The organism is Flagellimonas sp. L-11 (assembly GCF_056857735.1).
In genome coordinates this window covers 43,749-68,652 of record NZ_JBSXNR010000033.1, presented here as the reverse complement: position 1 = coordinate 68,652, position 24,904 = coordinate 43,749, and the positions used below count along the sequence as shown (strand labels likewise).

General features: G+C 42.5%; 25 protein-coding genes. 9 read left to right on the top strand and 16 right to left on the bottom strand.

All coding sequences use genetic code 11. The features are described 5' to 3' along the window. The first annotated feature begins 38 nt into the window (after positions 1 to 38). The gene (locus tag AC13CC_RS04290) at positions 39 to 1,853 is read left to right on the top strand and encodes a CocE/NonD family hydrolase (RefSeq protein ID WP_326279726.1); all 1,815 of its coding nucleotides are present in this window, start codon (positions 39 to 41) and stop codon (positions 1,851 to 1,853) included. An 86-nt stretch (positions 1,854 to 1,939) separates the two neighbouring features. On the opposite strand, the gene AC13CC_RS04285 is transcribed toward AC13CC_RS04290, so the two are convergent. The 8 genes from AC13CC_RS04285 to AC13CC_RS04250 all read right to left on the bottom strand — a co-directional run bounded on the left by AC13CC_RS04285 (position 1,940) and on the right by AC13CC_RS04250 (position 10,555). Continuing rightward, the gene (locus tag AC13CC_RS04285; protein WP_326279728.1) at positions 1,940 to 2,365 is read right to left on the bottom strand and encodes a sulfur reduction protein DsrE; all 426 of its coding nucleotides are present in this window, start codon (positions 2,363 to 2,365) and stop codon (positions 1,940 to 1,942) included. 1 nt (position 2,366) lies between these two features. Beyond that, on the bottom strand, positions 2,367 to 2,765 hold the full coding sequence (locus tag AC13CC_RS04280) for a DoxX family protein (RefSeq protein ID WP_326279729.1): 399 nt from the start codon (positions 2,763 to 2,765) through the stop codon (positions 2,367 to 2,369). An 8-nt stretch (positions 2,766 to 2,773) separates the two neighbouring features. Beyond that, positions 2,774 to 4,402 (bottom strand): bifunctional metallophosphatase/5'-nucleotidase, encoded by a 1,629-nt coding sequence (locus AC13CC_RS04275; RefSeq protein WP_326279732.1) that lies wholly within the window; start codon positions 4,400 to 4,402, stop codon positions 2,774 to 2,776. 64 nt (positions 4,403 to 4,466) lie between these two features. Further along, positions 4,467 to 4,838, bottom strand: coding sequence for a hypothetical protein (locus AC13CC_RS04270; RefSeq protein ID WP_326279734.1), 372 nt, complete (start codon positions 4,836 to 4,838; stop codon positions 4,467 to 4,469). Positions 4,839 to 4,882: 44 nt separating this feature from the next. Beyond that, positions 4,883 to 5,167, bottom strand: a complete 285-nt coding sequence (locus tag AC13CC_RS04265) for a hypothetical protein (protein ID WP_326279736.1) — start codon at positions 5,165 to 5,167, stop codon at positions 4,883 to 4,885. A 226-nt stretch (positions 5,168 to 5,393) separates the two neighbouring features. Next, a complete protein-coding gene (locus AC13CC_RS04260; protein WP_326279738.1) occupies positions 5,394 to 6,986 on the bottom strand; it encodes a serine hydrolase domain-containing protein in 1,593 nt (530 codons plus the stop codon). Positions 6,987 to 7,120: 134 nt separating this feature from the next. Beyond that, on the bottom strand, positions 7,121 to 9,166 hold the full coding sequence (locus tag AC13CC_RS04255; protein WP_326279740.1) for an amidohydrolase family protein: 2,046 nt from the start codon (positions 9,164 to 9,166) through the stop codon (positions 7,121 to 7,123). Positions 9,167 to 9,253: 87 nt separating this feature from the next. Then, the gene (locus tag AC13CC_RS04250; RefSeq protein WP_326279742.1) at positions 9,254 to 10,555 is read right to left on the bottom strand and encodes an alpha-L-fucosidase; all 1,302 of its coding nucleotides are present in this window, start codon (positions 10,553 to 10,555) and stop codon (positions 9,254 to 9,256) included. 202 nt (positions 10,556 to 10,757) lie between these two features. Between AC13CC_RS04250 and mtaB the strand changes: the two genes are divergently transcribed. Further along, on the top strand, positions 10,758 to 12,086 hold the full coding sequence (mtaB, locus tag AC13CC_RS04245; protein ID WP_326279743.1) for a tRNA (N(6)-L-threonylcarbamoyladenosine(37)-C(2))-methylthiotransferase MtaB: 1,329 nt from the start codon (positions 10,758 to 10,760) through the stop codon (positions 12,084 to 12,086). A gap of 52 nt (positions 12,087 to 12,138) precedes the next feature. On the opposite strand, the gene AC13CC_RS04240 is transcribed toward mtaB, so the two are convergent. Beyond that, the gene (locus AC13CC_RS04240; RefSeq protein WP_326279745.1) at positions 12,139 to 12,432 is read right to left on the bottom strand and encodes a GNAT family N-acetyltransferase; all 294 of its coding nucleotides are present in this window, start codon (positions 12,430 to 12,432) and stop codon (positions 12,139 to 12,141) included. A 164-nt stretch (positions 12,433 to 12,596) separates the two neighbouring features. Here AC13CC_RS04240 and AC13CC_RS04235 point away from each other — a divergent pair, with 164 nt between their 5' ends. Next, positions 12,597 to 13,259 (top strand): alpha/beta fold hydrolase, encoded by a 663-nt coding sequence (locus AC13CC_RS04235; protein WP_326279746.1) that lies wholly within the window; start codon positions 12,597 to 12,599, stop codon positions 13,257 to 13,259. A 48-nt stretch (positions 13,260 to 13,307) separates the two neighbouring features. Beyond that, a complete protein-coding gene (locus tag AC13CC_RS04230; protein ID WP_326279748.1) occupies positions 13,308 to 14,273 on the top strand; it encodes a lytic transglycosylase domain-containing protein in 966 nt (321 codons plus the stop codon). A 92-nt stretch (positions 14,274 to 14,365) separates the two neighbouring features. Here AC13CC_RS04230 and AC13CC_RS04225 read toward each other — a convergent pair whose 3' ends face one another. The 3 genes from AC13CC_RS04225 to AC13CC_RS04215 form a co-directional block, all read right to left on the bottom strand. Further along, on the bottom strand, positions 14,366 to 14,788 hold the full coding sequence (locus AC13CC_RS04225; RefSeq protein WP_326279750.1) for a type II toxin-antitoxin system VapC family toxin: 423 nt from the start codon (positions 14,786 to 14,788) through the stop codon (positions 14,366 to 14,368). Continuing rightward, positions 14,789 to 15,037: a DUF6364 family protein gene (locus AC13CC_RS04220; protein ID WP_326279752.1), complete on the bottom strand. Its 249-nt coding sequence runs from the start codon at positions 15,035 to 15,037 to the stop codon at positions 14,789 to 14,791. A gap of 267 nt (positions 15,038 to 15,304) precedes the next feature. Further along, the gene (locus tag AC13CC_RS04215; protein ID WP_482875970.1) at positions 15,305 to 15,820 is read right to left on the bottom strand and encodes a DUF2892 domain-containing protein; all 516 of its coding nucleotides are present in this window, start codon (positions 15,818 to 15,820) and stop codon (positions 15,305 to 15,307) included. A 169-nt stretch (positions 15,821 to 15,989) separates the two neighbouring features. Between AC13CC_RS04215 and rpmH the strand changes: the two genes are divergently transcribed. Then, the gene (gene rpmH, locus AC13CC_RS04210; RefSeq protein WP_072882462.1) at positions 15,990 to 16,148 is read left to right on the top strand and encodes a 50S ribosomal protein L34; all 159 of its coding nucleotides are present in this window, start codon (positions 15,990 to 15,992) and stop codon (positions 16,146 to 16,148) included. A 95-nt stretch (positions 16,149 to 16,243) separates the two neighbouring features. Beyond that, positions 16,244 to 19,096 carry a carbamoyl-phosphate synthase large subunit gene (gene carB, locus AC13CC_RS04205; protein ID WP_326279762.1) on the top strand — a complete coding sequence of 951 codons (2,853 nt, stop codon included), beginning with the start codon at positions 16,244 to 16,246 and terminating at the stop codon, positions 19,094 to 19,096. A 40-nt stretch (positions 19,097 to 19,136) separates the two neighbouring features. Here the strand turns inward: carB and AC13CC_RS04200 are convergent, their stop codons facing one another. The 3 genes from AC13CC_RS04200 to AC13CC_RS04190 form a co-directional block, all read right to left on the bottom strand. Then, positions 19,137 to 19,724: a hypothetical protein gene (locus AC13CC_RS04200; protein ID WP_326279764.1), complete on the bottom strand. Its 588-nt coding sequence runs from the start codon at positions 19,722 to 19,724 to the stop codon at positions 19,137 to 19,139. A gap of 259 nt (positions 19,725 to 19,983) precedes the next feature. Further along, positions 19,984 to 20,424, bottom strand: coding sequence for a carboxymuconolactone decarboxylase family protein (locus AC13CC_RS04195; protein ID WP_326279765.1), 441 nt, complete (start codon positions 20,422 to 20,424; stop codon positions 19,984 to 19,986). 63 nt (positions 20,425 to 20,487) lie between these two features. Further along, positions 20,488 to 21,075: a Crp/Fnr family transcriptional regulator gene (locus tag AC13CC_RS04190; protein ID WP_326279767.1), complete on the bottom strand. Its 588-nt coding sequence runs from the start codon at positions 21,073 to 21,075 to the stop codon at positions 20,488 to 20,490. 195 nt (positions 21,076 to 21,270) lie between these two features. Between AC13CC_RS04190 and AC13CC_RS04185 the strand changes: the two genes are divergently transcribed. Beyond that, a complete protein-coding gene (locus AC13CC_RS04185) occupies positions 21,271 to 22,113 on the top strand; it encodes a 1,4-dihydroxy-2-naphthoyl-CoA synthase (RefSeq protein ID WP_014031397.1) in 843 nt (280 codons plus the stop codon). 147 nt (positions 22,114 to 22,260) lie between these two features. Here the strand turns inward: AC13CC_RS04185 and AC13CC_RS04180 are convergent, their stop codons facing one another. Next, positions 22,261 to 23,760: a S41 family peptidase gene (locus tag AC13CC_RS04180; protein ID WP_326279770.1), complete on the bottom strand. Its 1,500-nt coding sequence runs from the start codon at positions 23,758 to 23,760 to the stop codon at positions 22,261 to 22,263. A 213-nt stretch (positions 23,761 to 23,973) separates the two neighbouring features. Here AC13CC_RS04180 and AC13CC_RS04175 point away from each other — a divergent pair, with 213 nt between their 5' ends. Both AC13CC_RS04175 and AC13CC_RS04170 read left to right on the top strand, forming a co-directional pair. Further along, on the top strand, positions 23,974 to 24,483 hold the full coding sequence (locus AC13CC_RS04175; RefSeq protein WP_326279771.1) for an RNA polymerase sigma factor: 510 nt from the start codon (positions 23,974 to 23,976) through the stop codon (positions 24,481 to 24,483). Then, on the top strand, positions 24,470 to 24,904 hold the full coding sequence (locus AC13CC_RS04170; RefSeq protein WP_326279773.1) for a hypothetical protein: 435 nt from the start codon (positions 24,470 to 24,472) through the stop codon (positions 24,902 to 24,904). The genes AC13CC_RS04175 and AC13CC_RS04170 overlap by 14 nt, the downstream gene beginning before the upstream one ends.

Genomic DNA, 24,904 nt, shown 5'->3' with positions numbered 1-24,904 from the left:
TTTAGGACGGTTATATCCTGAACTTAAAATCAATCAAAATGAAAAATTCAATCAACAAAACGTTTGTTCTTGTCGTGGTAGCCCTCTGTTTTGTGGCCTCCTGCAAGGAACAAGCTCCCGTTCAAACCCCAAGAGCGATCATGGAAGACGGCAAAACATACCTGGTTCAGGACAGTATATTGATTTCAACCGATGATGGAGCAAAAATCCATGCAATCGTAGTTCGAAATGCCGAGGCTTCGGAACCAAGTCCGGCCGTGTTTTTTCATACCATCTACGCACGTAAAAGCGATCTTAAAAGAGCTAAAATGGCTGCGGACTACGGGTACGTAGGGGTGGTTTCGTACACTCGTGGCAAGGGCTTGAGCCCTGATTCGATAGTCCCTTATAAATATGAGTCAACCGACACCTATGAGGTAATCGATTGGATCAGTAAACAAGATTGGAGCAACCAAAAAGTGGGAATGTATGGTGGAAGCTACGTCGGCTTCACCCAATGGGCTGCGGTAAAGCACAAGGTGCATCCTGCCTTAAAAACCATTGTTCCTTCGGTCTCCGCAGCGCCGGGTATCGCAGAACCTATGGAAAATGGGGTATATTTTAATTTCCACTTTCCTTGGCACCATTATGTATCGAATAATAAGTATTTGGACACCACTTTATATTACAACGGCCAAAGGTGGCGAGACCTTAACATGAAATGGTTTGAAAAAGGGGTGGCCTACAAGGCCATGGATAGCTTGGACGGATTGCCTAACCCACAGTTTCGGGAGCGGTTATTACACCCCGCCTACGATGCCTATTGGCAAAACATGATGCCCTACCAAGAGGAGTTTGCGCATATAAAGATTCCCGTTTTGGCAACAACAGGCTACTATGATGGTGGGCAAGTCGGAACGCAGTATTATTTGAAAGAACATACCAAATACAACAAAAATGCGGAGCATTATCTGGTAATAGGGCCATACACCCATTTTGGAGCCCAGGAAAAAACCAGCGCCAATATTTTTGGGTACGATATAGACCCCGTGGCCCAAATTGATGTCACGGAATTGATCTTTGATTGGTTTGATTATATATTAAAGGGTGAGGCTAAACCCAAATTATTGCAGGACAAAATCAATTATCAGGTGATGGGAGCCAATACATGGGGCCATGCTCCCTCGCTGCAGGAAATGGTGAACGATACGCTCAAGTATTATTTGAGCAACGAGCGTTCGGGAGTTGGCTTTGCATCGCTGTTTGATACCGGAAATAATGGGAAGGATATCCATTTCACCCTTGCGGAGCAGCCTGTAGACTCCAATGAATACTTGGAGCAGGCGATTGATTTTTTGGACCGAAGCAACCTTACCTGGAATTCAAGTGGCTGGAGGAACATTGTTGAAGACAGTTTAATGGTGGGACATGGTTTTTCCTTTGCAACCCAACCTTTTGATGCCGATTTTGAACTGAACGGTTCTTTTGGAGGGGAAATCTCGGTGTCCATCAATAAAAAGGATTTTGATTATAAAGTTGTGTTGTTTGAGCAGACCCCTGAGGGCAATTTCTTTGCACTGACCTTGCCCTATGTGGGCAGGGCGAGTTATGTGCGAGATTGGGAGCACCGACAATTATTGACACCCCATGAAAAGGTAAAACTCCCATTCGCAATTGTACGGATGACAAGTAAGAAAATAAGTAAGGGCAGTCGGTTGATAGTGGTGGTCAATGGAATTAAAGACCCCTTCTCTGAAATCAATTATGGTACAGGTAAAAATGTCAGCGAAGAAACCATAAAAGATGCCAAAGAGCCTTTGACCATTAAATGGTATGGGGATAGTTATTTGGAGATTCCTGTGATGAAAAAATAAATGGACCTCGGATTTCCCTTAATGTACCAAAAAAGAAAAAGGGACGATGTTTCCAACGCCCCTTTTAATAACAAAATCAGGTTTTTTTATAAAGTAATGCTTAAAAACCCATCTTTTTGTAGGTTAAAATCATACAGAATCCCATTGGCTACCACACCCATTTCCTTGGGTAGTTTTGTGGCATCTACTCCGAATTTTTTAAGGGAAAAACCACAGGCCAACAGTTTTATCTTTTCACTTTTGGCCAAATCCAGAAACGGTTGCATTTGTTCCATGTCTGTTAGCCCTTTCACCGTCTCTCCGCAGATGACCACATGGAACTCCCCGAACTGGTCACCATCATCGGCAGCCAGTTCATCAGCAGCCAACAAGATGGCCTTTAATTGTGGAATTTTTCGGGTAAGCACAATGTAGTTGTTCTGATCTTTATTGTAGGTGCTTTGTGCACTCACTTGACTAAGCCCGGTCAAAAAGCTGATGGCCAACAAGGCCACGGTTAATAATTTTTTCATTTTATTGTTTTTTAAGTTTTGGATTTAATACAAAAAAGAGGAGTCCGCCCAGAATAGCAATATTCTTGAACAAGGGCCCCACCGTCGCCATTTGACCTACTTGAATAGTCAAAGTGATGGGAATAAGCATCAAGATCAACAGTAAGGCCGACCATTTGGTCTTGAAGCCCACAGCTAAAGCAATACCGGCAAGCAGCATCACCACTCCAGAGGCAATCACCGAAAACTCCGGTAGCCCCAATAAATGACCCAAAGCTCCAAACTTGGCATTTTCGATGCGAGCAACGGCCTTATCGGTATTGATTAAATGGTTTAAACTGGCCACGATGAATATCAAACTCACCATGACCCGTAACACGGCTACCGAACTACGGTTAACTTCAATTTTGTTGTTTTGCATGGCTTGTTTTAATGGAATTGATAATCCGTTCCCGGTAATTGCGACAATACATTGGGGCCTAAATCCAGGGCTTTGGCCCTGCCATCCAAAGTTGGGGCAATGGTGCCCTTTTCTTTGAGGTATTCCTCGATCACATCGTGGATCGTGTAGTCCATCACCTTGGTTTCTAAAGTGTTGGGTATACGACAGAGGGTAGGTAGGGGTTCACCTTCCCTACGACAAGCGGACATGGTGTACAGTTTGTCATCTTGAATTGGTTTGCCGCCAATTTTTATGGACGCTACGCGCTCGTCCATCGGTTTGTTCGCATAGAAAGTCAGTTCCATGCCCGAAAAGCGCACCAACCAGCCGCCAAAACGTTCCGTAGGGTTTTGTGCGAATACATTGTGCAATTCTTTTTCCAGCCAATCCTTGATTTGTTTACCGCTGGCCTTTCCAATTTTTACCTTTTCATTTACAGGGAGCATGCTCCAAAGGTCTACCTTAGTAATGGGAGATTTACCTCCTTCTTCAACAGAAATTGGTGTACTGAACCGAAAACCATTGGAAATGGAAACATCAACCCCCGTTTTCCATCGGGCGGCATCGGTAATAAAATTGTCCATGGGATTTTCAACTACAAAATAACGGTAGAGCGGAACACCGGTATATCCCAACACTTGATTTGCTTCTTCTTGATATGGAGCGGTTGCTGTTTCAATAATTTGGGCCACTTTTTCATCTGCTGCGTATGTTGATGGGTCCACTTCCAAAAGGTCATAGGCTTCGTTCACCACTTTGCCGTCTTTAACCGTTAAGGTAAGCTTACCCACAAAGGAAGCAAAGGCCCCAGGCTCGGTCACTTTGGTGTATTCGGTCTCCAAAGGTTTGCGGATACGTTCGTGGGTATCGTTGCCCAGCACATAGTCCACCCGCTCCAAGGCGGGGTTGTTGGCCAAATCGTATTGTTTGCTGATGCCAATATGCGTTACCAAAAACAACACATCCACCTTTTGGTTGTCCTTAAGTTCGGTGATCAGGGCTTCCAAGTTTTCCTCGATGTGATCAAAACGGATACCTTCACTAAACGAAGGGTTCTGACGTACCGGAATTTCGGGGTCGTTATAGGAGATAAAACCGAGTTTTACGCCTTTCAATTCTTTTACAAAATACTGAGGAAACAAAGATTTTCCCGTGGCTTGGTGGTACATATTGGCCGAAATCACCGGCGTATCGTATTGGGTGAGCACGTCCATCATGGTTTGTTTGCCGTACACTACTTCCCAGTTACCCGGAATTAGAAAATCGTAGCCCATTTCTTGGATGATGGGGGCAAAGGCCTTCCCTTCCGAAAGTGCGGCAAAAGCACTTCCTTGGATCATGTCGCCACCATCCAAGATCAAGGTGCCTTCGGGGTTTTTACTTCGTTCGTCCTCAAATAGGGTTTTTACATGGGCGAGTCCACCCAGTTTTCTAAAGGTGATGTGTTCGTCTTCCCAAAAAAGTTCGTCGTGGGGAAACAATTGTCCGTGAATGTCGGCGGTCTGTAATATGGTGATGGTCTGTTCGGTGTCTTGCGCAGGGGTTTTGGCATCCTTGCAAGAGGATAGGGTTCCGAAGAGCAGGGCGACAAGGCCCAAATATTTTATAGTTTGCATGTTGTTGTTTTATAATTAGTTAAAAGATAAGGGGGTAGGCAATGCCTGATGTGGAAAGGACTACTTATGAATAGATTTTGAACTGCCGATATAAAATGTAGAGGGGAACCACCGAAGCAAAGGGTTGCTTTTCGGCAGCGTAAACGTTCTTTCCGTTATTGGAAGCGGTAAAACAGCTAGGGGTTGCCACGGCTGGTAATAGAGCAGTGGCCCTATCCAACTGCAATACGGTACTCTCGCTATGCTGCACAGCCTCGTAGGAAGCGCAGGAAGCGGATATGGTAGTTTTTATTTTGTTGGAGACTTCGGATTTTTCCAAGCCCAGGGCATGTTCCAAGGAATTACGGACTTTGCAGGGCGCCACCAACAGCAAACCTGCCAACAAAGCGGTAAACAGGATGCGCATGTCGAATGTGGATTTGTGGATTCCCGGCATATTCCAAAGAAAGTATTAATTAGCCAAAAAAAATGTAACTAAAGTTACATAGGTGTTGGAGTGGTTTTGGCCAACGGTCTAGTGTATAGTCCTATATTTTTTAGACAAACGACACTTTTGGAGAATTCTTGAAATAGATACTCTTGAAATTTTTTGTGAAAATGAGTTATAATTGAATCATTTCCCTCACCTCCATATGTATCAATCATTGGTTTAGCAACGTCAAACGTTACTAACTCATTCTCTTTGTTATCTTTTTTTTCCTTTGACTTTATGTTTTCGTCTTCTGTATTTTCTGCCTTTAATTCAGCAATTTTCTTTTTTGCCATGATTTTTATATTTATTGTCAACGTTAAAAGATATAAATCGTTTCAATACTTAGACTTCGCTCAACACAAAGTGATTTATATAAACCTATACTGAATCGAGTTCAGTGCAGACAACTGAGTTAATAGAAAAAAACCTACAATCACTTGCGCTTTTCCGTAAGTACTCAACACTTTTATCAATAGTAATGCATTGGTATAGTGATCATTAGGTGTAAATCCCGTCTCTCTATGGCTTCGCTTTATTTGAATCAAAGGCTACATCCAACCGCTGTACTTTTGGGTATTTCTCTGGTGTTAGCGTAAAAAAGATGTTCACTTCCCCATTTTCGGCCTGTAGGGTATAGCGCCCCCGTAGCTGGTTTATGGGATGCATGTCACCTACCGCTTCAATGGCCCCGGCTTTTTCCAAAACATTTTGTATTGCTGCCCTTCTTTTTTCTCGCGATAGGTCCAAATAAAAATTCTCGGCCAAGATTTGCTCTTCCAAAATGGGTTCCCATTGCTGGATCAGTTGGGTAATCTGTTCTTGCCGTTCCAATAGCACATCGGAGGCGAGTAATTTCCGTGGCTGTAGATCGGCCGTCTCGAACAATAATTTACTAAGTTCATTTAACGACCAAGGCGAGGTATAGGTAAGGTTGCAAAAGGCCATAATGCCCACGCCATACTCGGGGTAAAAGCTATAGTTGCTGCCAAAGCCGGGCAACGCGCCTCCATGCGAGACCCTTTTAAGGCCATTGCAGTATTCCGTAATGCCCAATCCAAAGCCGTAGCCGGCCAAAACAGCACAGTCGTCACCTTTATAATCTTTTGCATTGGCGTACAACCTTGGGAACTGTGGCGTCTGCATTTCGCGCAACGAACTTCGTTTTATGGGGCCGCTGTCATCCTCGTTCCGGGGAGGCCATGCCGAAAGGTGAAAACTCACATATTTACTAAAATCGGCTATGGAGGTAATGAGTCCTCCCATGGCACCAAAAGAACCGTCGTGGAGCATGGGTTCCAGTTTCCATTGTTCATCTTCCCAGCGATACCCGATGGCCAGTTGTTCTTCGGGAATGCCTTCGTATTCCCAATAGGTGTGGTCCATACCCAAGGGCTTAAATATATTTTGGGTGATATAGTCCTGATAGGGCATCCCAGAAACCACGGAAACAACATGCCCTAAAAGGGCATACCCGGTATTGCTGTATTCGTACCCGTAGGAAGGAACATTGGAAAAGGAGATGCCTTCATCTACAAGATCAATCAACATCTGATCGGGTTCGTCCAACTGGCGGTCGCCCCAAGGATTGTCCTCGGGAAATCCGGCCGTCATGGTCAAAAGGTTTTCAATGTCTATGGTCGGTGCATCTTTGGTAAGATAGGTGAGTTTCGACATTTCGGGAATGTACTTGCTGACAGGGTCGTTCAGCGACAGTTTTCCTTCATCCCTGAGTTTTATAATGGCCATTGCGGTAAAACTTTTGGTCATGGAGGCTATTCGGAAAGCGGATGAGGGCGAAGCGGGAATCTCCTTCTCAAGGTTCAGGTATCCAGTGGCAGCCGTAAACACCAATTCATTGTCCACTACAATACCGAAGGCAACACCTGGTAAATGCTCGGCCTTGGCGTACTCCTCGATGGATTGCTTTAGCTCGGGTACGATTTGTTTGATTTTTTCTATCCGATCATCGGGGTCAAAAATCGAAGCTTTGTACGATTCGGAATAGGAACGGGCCGGACTTTCGACCGTTGTTTCGGTGGTTTGTTTTGTATTGCACGAGAAAAAGCTTGCAACCAAACAAATAGTGGTAAGTTGAAAAAGTAAGTGTTTCATTCTTTTAGTGTTAGAAGATACTGTACCGAAAAATACCGAATATTCATCAAATAGAAATTGAGAACGGTTCCATTAATAAAAAAAGCCAGTAGCAAACTGCCACTGGCTTTTAAAAGTTATCTGAGAAAAAGATGCTATTCGGTTACTTCGGGTTTTTCGGTAAAAGGAGTTATCCCAAAAGCCGGGTACACATCGGAGGGGTAGTAAAACGTTCCGCCGCGCGATACCATGGCAATGGTTTTAATGGCCTTAATGTCCTCTACCGGATTGCCGGGTACCAAAAAGAAATCGGCCAATTTACCGGGTTCAATGCTTCCTAAACTTTCATGCCCCAAGTATTGCGCCATATCGTAACTGGCCAATTTTAATACTTCGGCAGGGGTGTAGCCCAATTGTTGGTGGTACAGTTCCAGCTCGCGGTGCAGGTTAAAGGCACCGCCCAAATCGGTTCCGGCCACAATTAAAATGCCTTTGTCCTTCATCATTTTAAGGGTTTCCACGATTTTATCGTAGGCTTTGCGGTAGGCTTTGTCCTCTTCATCGTCCGCAATCTGCGCCAAGGCCACTTTTAGGCTACGTTGCTCGTTGGGCGGCATGTGGTCTACATAATCCAAGGCACCGGGGGTTACTTCCCCGTTGCGGGAGAGCATCAAACGCTCGTGGATGGCCAAGGTGGGGTCCATTGCCGTTTTGTTGGCTACGAACAAATCCAAGGTCTCCTGTACTTTGTCACTGTTCAAATCCAGTTCGGGGAATCGTTTCATGGCGGTGAGGCGCAATAATGTACGGGTATCTTCTTCCGGTTCCAACACCCAGCCCAACATGGTCTGGTTAATGTGCGTCATCTCATCATAACCAGCATTTACCATGGCATTGGCATTGGAAAAGGCAGGTACATGCCCGGTTACGAACAGACCTTGATCGTGCGCTTTTTTTACAATGGCAGGTGCCCAATCACCGTCCATGCTATTGTAGAGTTTTACACCGTAAAAACCGAGGCTGTCGTAGGTGTCCACAGCAGCCAATGCCTCTTCCTGGCTTTCCACCAAAATACCATTATTACTGCTGTACGGGCTTTTTCCTTCAATAAACCCAAGGCGGGTAATGCGGGGTCCGGCGAGTACACCGGAGTTGATTTTTTCAATCAAGTTGCTCAGCACCTCGGTATTGTTCCCCATATCTCGGAAAGAGGTGATTCCTGCCAAAATGTTCAACAAAGCACCGTTGTCGCCTGTGTGGGCGTGCATTTCGTACAGACCGGGCACCAAAGTTCCGCCCTTGCCTTCGATGACCACTTCGTCCTCGCCAGTGGCATCGGCAGCTTCAATAGCGGTGATTTTTTCACCTTCTACGACCACGGAAACCGGGTCGGTCAGGGATAGGGTTTTTGGGTCAAAAACCTTTACGTTGGAAATGCGCACTTTTTTACCGTAGTTGTGGGCGTATTCTTTTTGAAGTTTTTCGTAGCGCTCGGCGGAATAGTTTTCGGCCAATTGGCGCAAATCCTTTTCTTCGGCTTCGTAGCCATCCCGAACCACGATGTAGCGGGGTGAGATATAGGCAAAGAAACGCTCCGAATCATCCATAATAAAATAGGAAGGATTCATCTCCGCACCGGACAGCGCATAGGTGGTCAAGGCCAATTCGCCCTCGCCTGAGCTGCTGGGTACGGTCAAATCCTCCATTTTGGTCAGGGTCAAGTTCCCGGCGGGCAGCACGGGCAAGGTGTTTTCGGGCGCATCCATGAGCAAACGGGCTGCCAAAACTGCACTGTACGGACTTCCAAATTGGTTTACATAGAGTTGTGGTGATTCCACAGCGGCGTTCCCCGAGCCTGTGGCATCGGTCCAAGAGGCCTCTCCACCTTCCAAGGAGAACTGTTCGTCCACGGCATTGCCAAAGGTGGTGTTTCCGGTTATTTGCCAGTTTACGGGATAGCCTTCGGCGTTGAGCACAATAGTTTCCTTCATGGTTGGGCCACGGCCATTGTTTTTGTAATCGTAGTCAATAGTAATGGTATCACCAGTGGTGTTGGTTTTGAGGTAGCCCACTTTGGTCTCGCTGATAATTACGGAGTAGTTCTCCTCACCTTGGTAGTCCGCCAAGGATGATGTGGGTTCGGTTTTACAGGAATAGCAGGCCAGTAATACAAGGGCAACGACAAATAAGCGTAGTTTCATAGGGTTGGTTTGAGTAAAAGGTTCAAGGTAGCGAATTTTGATGGTTTTGTCGGTTATATTGTCCGTTTTGGTAAGGCAAACACGGGTTTACTTTATGTTTACTTCAACTATAAAATCAGCTTGGTCAAAATCCCGATTATCCGGAAGCTGTAACAGCGTGCCGTAGGCTGTGGTTTTATAGTCTAATTTTTTCTTCGACTGGAAATCAATAATGCTCTTAATATCGCCAGTAATGGTTGGGAAAAAGAAATTGTCGGTTTTCCAGTCCATAATATGAATATAGATTTTATCATCTTTTTGGGTTGATACGCCCCAACTTTGCGGTGGTATGGGCCCTCCCCGGGTTCCGTAAATGGAGGAGCCGTACTTTTCGGTCCAATCGCCAATTGTTTTTAGGGTTTTAATAAATTCGGGTTGAATTTTACCGTTGGGCATTGGGCCAACGTTTAACAGAAAGTTGGAGTTGTAGCCAGCAGCTCTCACCAAATATTGAATCAATTCCTTGGAAGATTTATAGGCTTTGTCCTGTAATGAAAACCCCCATCGCTGTGCCATGGTCTCCGCAGTTTCGAGAGGTAAGTTACCCACTTCGGAATCTCCGCTGAACCCACCTTTGTTTTCTCCGGGGAGGTCTTTTTCGAACATCTGGAAATCTTCACCATTGTTGGGAGCTTGGTGGTGGTTGCTTCCGATCATGGCCTGTGGCTGCAGTTTATGGATTAAATTGTAAGTTTTCTGAAGCTGCCAATCGGCATCTTTTTTGTCCCACCAACCATCAAACCAAATCCCGCCGATGTCACCATAATTAGTCAGCAATTCGGTGAGCTGTCCGTTCATGTAATCAAGATAGTTTTCCCAGTTACCGCTATCAGGTCTACCTGTTTTTTTTCCAGTATCGCCCCTTGGGTAATAATCGTTATGATGCCAATCCAGTTGCGAATAATAGAGGAACAGTTTTAAACCATGCTTTTTGCAGGCTTCGGCCATTTGTTTTATAATATCCTTTTTGTAGACTGTCCTATCCATAATGTCCCAGTCCGTAAGCTTGCTATTGAACATGCCAAAGCCGTCGTGGTGTTTGGTGGTTATGGTAATGTATTTCATGCCAGTCGATTTGGCCAAGAGCACCCATTCTTCCGCATTAAACTCGGTAGGGTTGAAAAACGCAGGTATTTTTTCGTAGGTCTTTTTATCAATGGACTGTGTTTCCATGACCCATTCGTGCACGCCCAATACAGAATATACGCCCCAATGTATAAACATCCCGAATTTCGCATCTTGAAACCATTTCCTGTTTTCGAGGTTTTCAGCAGTAGATTGATATTCCTGTGCAAGGGATGGGGTGGTATAGACAAGGGTAATTAAGGCTAGGATGATGATTTTTTTCATTTAGGTGCTCTTTATGGTTGGTATGGGCAAACAAGTTAATTAAAAGATGTGGGAAATTTGATGGGAAAATGTAATTGATTGATTTGGTAGGCAGTAGGTAGTAGGCGATTAACCCTAAACCATAAACTCTGCACCATAGGGCCATTTGCGATAACTCCCAACAAATCACTATCTTTGCGCCCCTAAAACGCATGGCAGGTATATGAACAAAAAAGTTGCATTTTACACGCTGGGCTGCAAGCTCAATTTCTCCGAAACTTCAACAATTGCTAGAGGTTTTGAAAAGGAGGAGTTTGAGCGTGTGGACTTTTCGGAGGAGGCTGATGTGTATGTGATCAACACCTGTTCGGTAACCGAGAATGCCGATAAGCGTTTTAAAACCATTGTAAAGCAGGCGCAAAAAGCCAATCCTGATGCTTTTGTGGCGGCTGTAGGTTGTTATGCGCAGCTAAAACCAGAAGAATTGGCTGCTGTGGACGGTGTGGACTTGGTGTTGGGCGCTACGGAGAAGTTCAAAATCACCGATTACCTAAACGATCTTACCAAAAACGATAGGGGGGAGGTGCATTCCTGCGAGATAGAAGATGCCGATTTTTATGTGGGCAGTTATGCCATTGGTGACCGTACCCGTGCTTTTTTAAAGGTTCAAGATGGTTGCGACTATAAATGTACCTATTGTACCATTCCCTTGGCACGTGGAATTTCGCGTAGCGATACCTTGGGCAATGTGCTGCACAACGCCAAGGAAATTGCCTCCCAAGATATTAAAGAGATTGTTTTAACGGGAGTGAACATCGGTGACTACGGAAAAGGTGAGTTTGGCAATAAAAAGCACGAGCATACCTTTTTGGACTTGGTGAAGGCCTTGGATACTATTGATGGCATCCATCGTTTACGAATATCTTCCATTGAGCCTAATTTACTCAAGAACGAGACTATAGATTTTGTGGCACAGAGCAATTCTTTTGTGCCTCATTTTCATGTGCCGTTGCAGAGCGGTAGTGATGCTATTTTAAAGAAGATGCGGCGTCGCTACCTATCCAATTTGTATGTGGATAGGGTAGAGCGCATCAAAAAAACGATGCCTCACGCCTGTATCGGGGTGGATGTGATCGTAGGTTTTCCAGGAGAGACTGACGAGCATTTCTTGGAGACCTATCATTTTTTGAATGAACTGGATGTTTCCTATTTACATGTGTTCACCTATTCAGAAAGAGATAATACCGTGGCCGCTGAAATGGACGAAGTGGTTCCAAAAAAAGTACGTAGCAAGCGAAGCAAGATGCTCCGAGGACTATCCGCCAAAAAGCGTAGGGCTTTTTATGAGAGTCAATTAGGGACTGTACGTACTGTTTTGTTCGAGGGGGAGAATAAAAAAGGCTACATTCATGGGTTTACCGAAAATTATGTAAAGGTAAAGGCACCATGGGATCCTACGTTTGTGAATACCTTGCACCAAATAAAGCTCACCGATATTGATGATGACGGTCTGGTGCGATTCGAATTTGTGTCCACCGAAATCATGGCATAAAAAAACCTCCCGATTTAGGAGGTTTAAATGCTTTAACTGATGGTTGGCTCGATCAGATGCGAATACCAACTGGTAACATTTCCTTGTATTGCCTATTTTTTCTTAAAAAACCTGCAATTTGAGGGCTTGTGGGTACAACTCTAAGGTTGTTTTCCTGAATTTCGTTTAAAACGGCTTTGATAAAATCCTCTTTAAACCCCTCTTCTGTAATTTCTTCTGGAATAACCAGTTTGGTCAAAAATACTTTGCGCTCTTGTGAAGAGTACTCAATTTTGGCTAAATGCCCATTGACCTTAGTTTCAAATTGACGCAAGAAACTATTGTCAGTGATTTCCAATGTTGTCATATAGTACTTGTTTTTTTAATGACTCTCTAGAAGTACCCAAATGGGTAGTTCTGTGTTCCCCTAATTAAAAAAATGTATTCATTTGACGGGGTTAGCTGCAAAAGGGATACAAAATTAGTCAAAATATTGCTAATTTCCTAGTCCTTGCCGATATTTGGTGCTATATGTCCGATAATAAAATCCCTGTTTACCTAATACCTGGAATGGCTGCCAATACATCTATTTTTGAAGGAATAAAACTTCCGGAAGACCAATTTACCGTTCATACTCTGGATTGGTTTCTACCCGATAGGGGAATCAGTCTTACCGATTATGCCAAAAAGATGTGCGATAAGATTGAGGAGCCCAACCCTGTTTTGTTGGGAGTTTCCTTTGGAGGTATATTGGTGCAGGAGATGGCCAAAATTATCCCGACCCGAAAAGTAATCGTGGTATCTTCCGTAAAGAGCAAGCACGAACTCCCTAAAAGAATGATTTTTGCCAAGTACACCAAAGTGCACAAATTGCTGCCCACGGGCTTGGTAAACAATTTGGAACTATTGGCTAAATACGCCTTTGGCGAAACGGTGACCAAGCGTTTGCATTTGTATGAAAAGTATTTATCCATCCGTGATAAATATTATATTGATTGGTCTATAGATCAGATCGTAAATTGGAATCAAGAACTCCCCGTAGATAGTGTTGAGCACATTCAAGGGGAACGTGACGCTATTTTTCCAATAGCCAATATCAAAAATTGCATTACGGTTAAAAATGGTACCCACACCATGATCATTCATCGTGCCAAGTGGTTCAATGAGCACCTTCCCACAATTATTTTGAAATAATTTCGTCTATATAATAGTATCTTTACGGTATTCTTAAAATTAATTGCTATGAAATACATCAAAAACATACTCGCTATTATAGGATTGATTGCAGTTGGAAGCACCTTGATTTTTGCTGTGCAGTCAAGTGAAACGCAAAAACCAGCCATAAAGGGGCCAGAAACGGCCAATACGGACAAGAATGTGGCGGATACCTACCAGATTAGTGCCATTGAAATTCCTGAAGACCTCAATTTTGCAGGCGAACCGGTTCCACAAGAAGACCCAGAAATTATGGAACGTGTTGATCGTGAATTTTTGGTGAACACCTATTGGCAATCCAATGCCCTTTTATTAATGAAAAGGGCCAATAAATACTTTCCTATTATTGAACCCATTTTAAAAAAGAATGGTATTCCGGATGATTTTAAATATTTGGCCGTAGCCGAGAGTGGTTTGCAAAATGTGGTGTCGCCTGCCGGAGCTACTGGTTTTTGGCAGATAATGAGAGGAACCGGAAGGGAGTATGGTCTTGAAGTAAACGATAACGTAGATGAACGTTACCATGTGGAAAAAGCGACGCAAGTGGCGTGTGATTACCTAAATAAGTGGAAAGAAAGATTTGGAACCTGGACCTTGACCGCTGCCGCATACAACGCTGGCCCTGCCGGCATTCAAAAATATATGGACATTCAGCAAGTGGACGATTATTACGATTTGCTTTTGGGGCAGGAAACAGGGCGCTATGTGTTCCGTATTTTGGCCATAAAGGAAATATTATCTAATCGCGACAAGTACGGTTTTCAGTTGGACGAGGAGGATATGTATGAAAAGGCCCCGACTTTTACGGTTGAAGTAGATACCGCGGTAAGCAACTGGGCGGATTTTGCGGAGCTTTACGAAATCAACTACAAGGTGCTGAAGCGCCATAACCCTTGGTTGCGCGAACCGCATTTGAACAATGCTTCTGGTAAAAAGTATACCATCGAAATTCCTAATAAAGGGTACTATCGTGTGGGTAGTATGGGGAAGTAGGGATTGGAACGAACGCTTATAGATTACGGCATTTGTTGGTATAGGTCTTCGGTTGTTTTTAGCAGCACAGTTGCCATTTCGAATAGGTGATGTTATGTTGATTTTATGCTCTGCAAATATTCATCCGCAGTCATAACTGGCAATAAAGACTTTTTAAAGTCTTTTCCATTTCTAGTAATAATAATGTCGCAATCTGAATCCACAGCACTAAAATATTGTAGCGCATCTTCGAAATCTTTAAAATCGGAATTCAGCCCTTTTTCAATGATGTGTTCATCTAGTTCGCAGATTGTACATAAGATTTTAAATTTCCTTAATTTCCCCCTAGCAATTTGTATAGATTCAAATTTTGATAGAAAGTAGTTTAAAGTTGCAAACGATATGGGTGAGACAACTAAAGTTAGCACGTCTTTATCGGCCAGTGTGGCAATTTTAGCTATGGAATCATAATAAGGGTATCTTTCTCCAAGTAAATCAAGAATTACTTTCGTATCGAGAAACAATCTTTTTCTCATCTATTTGTATTTCTCCAATAATTGGTCGGAATACGCTGTTTTGGAATCTAAGTCAGCAGGGATTTTGACTCCAGTAGATAAACTTTTAACGAATGGAGAAATTTCTACATCTGAATCTTTCTTGTCAGATGTCAAAGATTGCAAATAAGCTTCCACAATTCTGGACAAGCTCATTTTTTTATCTGCAGCATATTCTTTTGCTCGTTCAATTATTTCTTGATTAAGCTTTAAAGTTAGTTTTGTGTCCATAAACCGAACTTATTATACGTACAAATTTAATTAAAATATACGTATAACTTTTATTTGACCTGAATTTTTACACTCAATGTAATAGAATGTAATTCATTTTTTAATGAATTTATCAATTAATAAAAGAAACACCGTGATAGTTGACGGTAATTCGGCACAAGTATTAAAGTCATTAAAAGCCGATAAAATTGACGAAGGCAAAATCTGGTTTGACAAATTTTCAACCCAAATTAAGAAAAGAGATAATGAGGAAACTTAGGAAGAACCCTAAATCTTCTTCATCTGCTGCTGCATCATCTTGATCTGGTCGGTAAGCATATTGTTCTTGTCCAACTTTTTGGCCTCTTTCAACAATTGGGTAGCTTCGCGCTTTCTGCGCTTTTGCATGGCAATGCCCGCCAAGCTCAATTTGACCATGGCCACATCGTAGTCCATGGTGAGACCAAATTTCAAGGCCTTTTTAAAGTACTTTTCGGCCTGCGTCAGGTTTTTTTGAGAGTAGATAATACCGTGCAGGTAGTTGTAGTACCCTTGCTGCTTTTTAATCAAAGCAGACTCGGGGTTCTTTATCTTATCAAGCCACCGTTGCACACCGTCCAAATCCTGCTTTCTCATTTTAAGAAAGGCCAATAGGATAAACTCATTTCTAAAATAAAGAAAGATGAAAACGAAGGATAGCAAGATCAATGCAATTCCGTTGCCAATGTTGCCTTCCACAAACTGGTAAACTGCATAAGCAATGATAAGAACGGCAATAACGAGCTTGATATTTTTGTTGAACATATTGTCTTGTGGTTTTTACCTTTAGTTAAGCGCTCGCAAAAGTACTAAAAACTTAATTAAATATTTTAAGTTTGGACTTGCCAAAGTAAAAAGTCTTCGTATATTTGCGCCCAGAATTTTTTAGGGAAAACAAATTTCCCGACATCAAAATCCATAAAACAGTTCGGAAATGAAAAGAACGTATCAACCATCCAAAAGGAAGAGAAGAAACAAGCATGGTTTTAGGGAGCGCATGGCGACTGCCAATGGTAGAAAAGTTCTTGCGAGAAGAAGAGCCAAGGGAAGAAAGAGATTAACTGTTTCCTCTGAGCCAAGACATAAAAAATAATGATAGTATTTATTATTTAAATTAAAGGTGTTACTTTTCTAGGTAACACCTTTTTTTTGACATATAAACAAATAACCGAGAAACCCCTGTAGAAAATGCCCAAAAGAAAAGATTTAAATTCCATTTTGATTATTGGTTCTGGCCCAATCATTATCGGTCAGGCATGCGAGTTCGATTATTCAGGTTCCCAAGCACTTAGATCGCTTAGGGAAGACGGTATCGAAACCATTTTGATAAACAGCAACCCCGCCACCATTATGACGGACCCAACTATGGCGGACCACGTTTATCTAAAACCATTGACAACGAAGTCGATCATTGAAATACTCAAAAAACATCCAAATATTGATGCGGTATTGCCAACTATGGGCGGACAAACCGCATTGAACCTTTGTATCGAGGCCGATGACAAAGGTATCTGGGAAGATTTTGGAGTAAAAATCATAGGGGTGGACATCGACGCCATCAACATTACCGAAGACCGTGAAAAGTTTAGGGAGTTGATGCTCAAAATTGGTATAGGTATGCCACCACAGGCTTCCGCAACATCGTTTCTAAAAGGAAAGGAAATTGCCCAAGAATTCGGGTTTCCATTAGTGATTCGGGCTTCCTTTACACTTGGAGGGGCAGGAGCAGCTATAGTGCACGATCCCGCAGAGTTTGACGATATGTTGAGCTATGGTCTGGAAGTTTCTCCCATTCACGAAGTAATGATCGATAAAGCCTTGATGGGCTGGAAAGAATATGAATTGGAGCTGCTACGCGACAAGAACGACAATGTAGTAATCATTTGTACCATTGAAAATATGGATCCCATGGGCATCCATACAGGGGATTCCATTACCGTGGCTCCTGCGATGACCTTGTCCGACAGGACGTTCCAGCGCATGCGGGATATGGCCATCCACATGATGCGCAGTATAGGGGACTTCGCAGGTGGATGTAACGTGCAGTTTGCCGTGAGTCCAGATGAGAAAGAAGATATTATTGCAATCGAGATCAACCCAAGGGTTTCCAGATCTTCAGCTTTGGCATCCAAGGCTACAGGATATCCGATTGCGAAAATCGCTGCTAAATTGGCCATTGGCTACACTTTGGATGAGTTAGACAACCAGATTACCAAGTCCACATCGGCATTGTTTGAGCCTACATTGGACTACGTCATCGTAAAAATACCACGTTGGAACTTTGACAAGTTCGAAGGTTCCGACAGAACCCTTGGCCTTCAAATGAAGTCCGTAGGAGAAGTAATGGGTATTGGACGATCGTTCCAAGAAGCCTTGCACAAAGCTACACAGTCCCTGGAGATCAAACGAAACGGATTGGGTGCAGATGGAAAAGGGTACAAGGATTACGAAACCATTATTGAAAAATTAAGAGTACCAAGTTGGGACAGGGTATTCGTAATCTACGATGCCATTCAACTTGGTATCCCATTAAAACGCATCCACGAAATCACCAAGATAGATATGTGGTTCCTAAAACAATACGAGGAATTACACTTCTTGGAGATGGAAATATCAAAATACACCATAGAGAGCTTGCCAAAAGCATTGTTGTTGGAAGCGAAGCAAAAAGGTTTTGCGGATAGACAAATTGCCCACATGTTGGATTGTTGGGAAAGTGAAGTGCACAGTAAGCGTATGGATTTGAACATCAATCGAGTGTACAAATTGGTAGATACTTGCGCCGCTGAGTTTAAAGCGGTAACGCCTTACTACTATTCTACTTTTGAAGAAGAAATAGAGACACCCGATGGCGAGCGCTACGTGGCTAACGATAGTGTGGTTACCAACAAGAAGAAAGTAGTGGTTCTCGGCTCCGGTCCAAACCGAATTGGTCAAGGAATCGAGTTCGATTACTGCTGTGTTCACGGTGTTTTGGCTGCCGCTGAGTGTGGTTATGAGACCATTATGATCAACTGTAACCCAGAAACCGTTTCCACCGATTTTGATACCGCGGACAAGCTTTACTTTGAGCCTGTTTTCTGGGAACATATCTACGACATTATCCTTCATGAAAAACCAGAAGGTGTAATTGTACAGTTGGGAGGACAAACCGCTTTGAAGCTTGCCGAAAAACTGGACAAATACGGAATCAACATCATCGGAACAAGCTTCCAGTCCTTGGATTTGGCCGAGGATAGGGGAAGTTTCTCCACATTATTGAAGGATAACAACATTCCTTACCCAAGATTCGGTGTGGCAGAAACCGCTGATGAAGCCTTGGATTTGGCCGAGGAACTTAAGTTCCCGTTGTTGGTAAGACCATCCTACGTGTTAGGTGGACAAGGAATGAAAATCGTTATCAACAAAGAGGAATTGGAGGCCCACGTGGTGGATTTGTTGCGAAAAATACCCAACAACAAGTTGCTTTTGGACCACTATTTGGATGGTGCCATTGAAGCTGAAGCAGATGCGATTTGCGATGGTGAAGATGTATACATTATCGGGATAATGGAGCATATAGAGCCCTGTGGAATTCACTCGGGAGACTCCAATGCCACATTGCCACCGTTCAATCTTGGTGAATTTGTAATGCAACAAATTAAAGATCATACCAAAAAGATTGCTTTAGCACTCAACACGGTAGGATTGATCAATATTCAGTTTGCTGTCAAGGACGATATCGTTTATATCATAGAGGCCAACCCAAGAGCCTCTCGAACGGTTCCCTTTATTGCGAAAGCATATAAGGAACCATATGTAAACTACGCCACCAAAGTGATGTTGGGCGATAAAAAGGTTAAGGATTTTGACTTTAAGCCGCATTTGGATGGCTATGCGATAAAACAACCTGTATTCTCTTTCAATAAGTTCCCTAATGTGAATAAAAACTTGGGACCTGAAATGAAGAGTACCGGGGAGAGCATTTTATTTATTGATAGCTTAAAAGATGATGAGTTCTATAACTTGTACTCCAGGCGAAAAATGTATTTGAGCAAGTAATAAGTAGAACCAACATTCAATAAACCTTTAAGACGGTTTCCTAATCGATCAATTCAAAAGATTCGGCAATCGTTTTAAAGGTTTTTTTATGTTCCATTTTTTTGTCTTTTAGGGTCCAGGCCATAATCATATAAACCCTGTCATTCCCCTCAACAAAGGTCAAAAAATAAGAGATTTCACTGGAGACACCATTAATATTGGCATCAATTTCTATAAATTCAGCACTCAAACCGTTTATTTTGAAAGGTCGGGGTTTGGATCTACTATTGATTTCAGTGGTTCGAGAGAGTATTTTTAACCGGGCATCCCTATAATTCTGTATTGTGGAAAGTTGCTCATCGTACTGCCCTAAATCCCTATATACTTCTTCAAATCTTGATTTTGGCTCATCAATTACCAGAAGATATGCCTCTTGGAGTAGGCTTTGATACTGAAGGGATGCTTCTTCATTCAATCCAGTGGTGCCCTTCATGAAACGGGGAACCTTTATTTGATACTCATTATTGATGGCAACGGTATTAAAATCTTCGATTATAGGCTCGGAATCATTTTTTTCTGCTCTAAAGTTTTTACATGATAAGCATGAAAGTATCAGCAAAACAAATAATAAAGTATGCCTGGTCCTCATATCAAAGTTTTGATGTATTGTGGGACACTAATATAGGATTTAATCCCATTAAATGGGGCTAATTTTCCGATGCTCTGTATCGAAATGGGTTAAGGTTTGTTCGTTTAAACACCTCGCGGGCTTACCTCAAAGGTAGTTATTATTTCACGTTTTGTCCCCACCTAACCTCCCCAAAGGGGAGGAACTATTCTCTTCTCAGTTGGAGGGGTTGGGGGAGGACTCTTTAGTATCCTTTAGCGAAGGTAGTTTGATGACTTTTTTAATCTTGTAAAGGTTTGTGGGTGCTTATTGCAATACGGTTCCAAGCGTTTATGGTAACAATGGCCATAATAATCTGCGAAAAATAATGTTCATCGAATAGCTTTACGGCTTTTTCGTATGTTTCTCGGCTTAGCCCATTTTTGTGTACCATGGTAACTTCTTCCGTAGTTTTTAAGATCACCCTTTCTTCCTCGGAGAAAAGGTCCGTGTCCCACCAAGCATCCAATAAAAGTAATCTTTTTGGGTTTTCGCCCAGTGTCAGGGCATCTTTGGTGTGCATATTTATACAGAACGCACAGCCGTTGATCTGTGAGGCCCTAATTTTTATCAACTCGTAGTGAATTTTGTCCAACTGGCTTTGTAGCAAGTAATTTTCAAGCCCAAGCATAGCTTTGAAGGCCAATGGTTCCGCTGCATCAATTTGAATTCTTGTTTCCATGATTGTTTTTTATAATGTTGATGCTAAGGTATTCAGAGAAACAAACAGAAAACTTAAACGGGTTTAAGAACGCTTTTTTGCCCGTATTTCGCTTACATATTCTGGAGTCAACCCCAAAAAAGAAGCAATTAAATATTGGGGCACACGTTGTGCAAATTCCGGGAAATGCTCTGTAAAGTGGAGGTAGATTTCCTCTTTTGATAATCCAAACATATACTTCACCTTATTTAGAGAGGCCCCGTATGCAATTTGATAGATTGTTCTAAAATAACGTTCAAGTATTGGAAATTCATGGAGCAATTGTTCTTGTTTCTCATAACTGATGGATAGAATCCGGGTATTCTCTACGGCTTGTAAATTAAAATCGGTGTTGGATTTGTTCTGAAAGGCCAAGAAGTCTGATAGCCACCAATTTTCCAACGCAAACTGAACGGTACATTCCACACCTTTTTCATTGATAAAGTACATGTGCATACAGCCGTTGAGCACAAGGTGGATATGGGTGCACGGCCCCCCGGCATGCATCAGTATTTCCTTTTTGTCCAAACAACGTTCATCAAAATACGACAAAATCTTGCCAAACGCTTTTTCCGAAACGGGTACATATTGGTTCAGGTGATCAAAAAATGAATTGTGGCTTATTTTTTTCATGAACAACGCCTTTGGAAAGGTAAAGTTACATAAGTAAAATTACTGTTATGTTATGGTTTGCCCCTAAGTAAAGAGGATGTGCAGAAAGCAACAATTTTTTGATTATATCAGGTTTTGCCCTATAACAAGTTCTGGAGGCACTTCTCAATGACAATAACGTAGAATTTCCGTTATTTGTGGTATAAAAAGTTTATTATGGAATCACCCAATTGGCAGACCGCCATGGAATTCGAGGATATCACCTATAAAAAATGTAATGGCGTGGCACGTATCGCATTTAACCGTCCGGATATACGCAATGCGTTCCGCCCAAAAACCACAAGCGAACTTTACAAGGCATTTTACGATGCCCAGGAGGATACATCTATTGGGGTCGTGCTACTTTCTGGTGAAGGACCTTCATCCAAGGATGGTAAATGGGCATTCTGCAGTGGCGGGGACCAAAAAGCACGCGGTCATAAAGGCTACGTTGGCGATGATGGATATCACCGTTTAAATATTCTAGAGGTACAACGTTTGATTCGTTTTATGCCCAAAGTGGTAATTGCCGTAGTGCCCGGATGGGCCGTTGGAGGGGGGCATAGCCTGCATGTGGTGTGCGATATGACACTGGCCAGTAAAGAGCATGCCATTTTTAAACAAACCGATGCTGATGTTACCAGTTTTGATGGAGGCTATGGTTCGGCCTATCTTGCTAAAATGGTGGGGCAAAAAAAAGCGCGGGAAATTTTCTTTTTGGGAAGAAACTATTCTGCTCAAGAAGCCTATGAAATGGGTATGGTGAATGCTGTAATTCCGCATAAGGAATTGGAGGACACTGCCTACCAATGGGCTCAGGAAGTCTTGGCCAAGTCACCGACCTCCATAAAAATGCTAAAATTTGCCATGAACCTCACCGACGACGGTATGGTGGGACAGCAAGTGTTTGCAGGAGAGGCCACTCGTTTGGCTTACATGACCGATGAGGCCAAGGAGGGCCGCAATGCGTTTTTGGAAAAGCGCAAGCCCGATTTTGGCAAGGATAAGTGGATCCCATAGGTTAATATGTAATCAAGGATAAACAGTTTACAGTCAATTATTTGTCATACCAAAAACTGCTTGCCCTAAACTTATTTCAGGGTAAGGGCTATGGGTTCCGTGTTAAGCTACCATTAACGGTTTAGATGTTTTTTTAAACAGGTTTTTTTATTCCAACTCCAAATTTGTGGGAAGAGGTTTGTCCAAAAACATATTATCCTTTAATGGAGTATGTAATCTTGAAGATGTAAAAGATTCTGCGGGCATTTCCACCGTAAAGTCGATTTTTGCAGCTCCACCAGAAATTTCTTGGAGTGCACGTGCCAAAAGTGGCTCGTTTACGTCTCCCAAAACTCCAAGGTTGGTTAAATCTTCACTGAGTTCAATGTCGGGGCTTAAGCCGCTGGTGTAATCATAAAAACCATCCGCATTCTCATTTCTACCGACCAAAGGTTGTAATCCCCAAGAATTTTGTGAGTTTATATTCCCTTCACGATCGCTATTATAGATAAAATTGTTTTCGCTATCATCAACCAAAGTAATGGAGAATTCATTTTTGCCACGTGTTGTTTCACCAATATGGATTACATCGATATATGGGTCCAGTCCGTTCATCACCAATTCACTTGCCGAAGCAGAATCACCTGTGGCAATCACAAATATTCTGCTCAAATTTAAAGAGTTAATGGCACTCGCTCCCGTAGAATTTGCGAAGTAGTCAGTCAGAAATTCATCGGAAAACTCGGCTTGTATCTTGGAGTTCCAACGCTGTTTTATGTACACATCACTAGTTTTGGTGCCATAGATCATACTGGCCAAAAGGCGCGATGTGTTAACTGAGCCACCTGGGTTATAACGCATGTCTAAAACCAGTTCAGTGGCTCCATTGGCCTTAAATTTTGCAAAGGCATCATTTAAATCTTCGTTAAAACTGCTTAAAAAGCGGTTGTACATTAAATAGGCGACCTTAGTACCGTTTACATCTAATGTTTTAGCAACCAAAATGGGGTTTTCAATCTGATTCTCTATTTTGGTAAGCGAAACTTCTTTGTCACTGTCAGAAATGGTGTTATCGGCCACAGTTGCCATTCCGAGCGTGTAAGTACTATTATCACCAAAAAGTAGGTTGATATAGTTGTTTGCGGTTAGTTGAACTCCATCGACTCTCGTAAAAAATTCGCCTCTTTGTATGTCCTTGGCAGAAGCATCCGAATCTGGCCAAATATATTGTACAAATCCAAAAACGTTATCGGTATCGCCAATAAGTCCCAATCCAAACTCTAAACCATTGCTTTGGGATATACCCGAGAGACTGCTTACCAGCTCGGTATAATCTTCGTTGGCAAAACTAAATCGGTCTATGGCAGTTTCTTCACCGTAAATTTCTTCGTGTCTGTTACAAATGCTATAATAAAAATTTTCAGGATCAGAATTACTCTCCAAAAAAGCAGTGTATTCGGCGTTGGTGGAGAACCTATTATCAGCAAGGTCAGGAACATCAGCTTGCCAAAAATACCAAAGGTTCATGGCCTTCCACATAAAATCTTGGGCAGCCACATCTGCACTTGGGTCTGGATCGGGAGTAGGTCCGTTTTTGATTCCATCATCATCACTGCAGGACAAAAATGCAAAAGACAATCCCAAAAACAGGAAGAAATACTTTTTCATAACTTAATTTTTAATGAATTTACTCAAACTTTATTCCAAATTTATCAAGGGTGTAGGTTGAATTGAGTAAAAATACATGAACAATCATGCAAATTTGCCTTGCAAAATACCTTTATATAAGGAGAGTACAAATTTTTTGTAACAAATTTCGATATGTATCGTCGTGATAGTGTAGGTCGATAAGAAAGACACAAAAACAACTAAGACAACCAAATGAAACAAACAGAATTCTTAAATGTGGTTTTACCTTTTCAGGATAAACTGTACAGGCTCGCAAAGCGCCTGTTGGTCTCCAGAGAGGAAGCGGAAGACGCCACTCAAGAAATTTTGTTGAAGCTATGGTCAAAGAACGAGTCAATGTCAAAGTATAAAAATGTAGAGGCCTTTGCCATGACCATGACCAAAAACTTTTGTTTGGACCGGTTAAAGTCCAAGCAAGCAGGAAACCTAAAATTGGTTCATAGCAACTATAGTGACCAAAATACCTCCTTACAAAAACAAATGGAGGCCGAGGACAGCGTAAGTTGGATGGAACGGATTATGGAAGACCTGCCAGAACAACAAAAAATGATATTGCAGCTACGGGATGTGGAGCAATACGAGTTCGATGAGATATGCGAGCTCTTGGACATGAAACCCACAGCAGTGCGCGTAGCACTGTCGAGGGCGAGAAAAACAGTAAGGGAAGAATTAATAAAAAAACATAACTATGGAATTGGGTAACATAGAGAAAATATTGGAGAAGTATTTCGAGGCCACTGCTACAGTGGACGAAGAAAGAGCACTCAGGGAGTATTTTTCACAAGAAGAGGTAGCGCCTCATTTAGAACAGTACAGACCCATGTTCAACTACTTTTCCACGGCCAAGGAAGAAAAGTACACCAAGCAGGTACCATTAAAACCTAGAGTAAACTATTACAAGTGGCTATCCGTTGCAGCGGCAGTAGTTCTTGCCTTTGGCATTTATTTTGGTAATCAGTACCAAGAAACTAAGCGTTTGGAACAAGAAAAGGCAGAATATGCCTACGAAGAAACCAAAAAAGCTTTTGAGCTCTTAGCGGAAAATTTTAGTCGTGGAACAGAAAAGGTGGCCTATCTAAAAGAGTTCGAAGAAGCAAAAGAGAAGATTTACAACAACAATTAA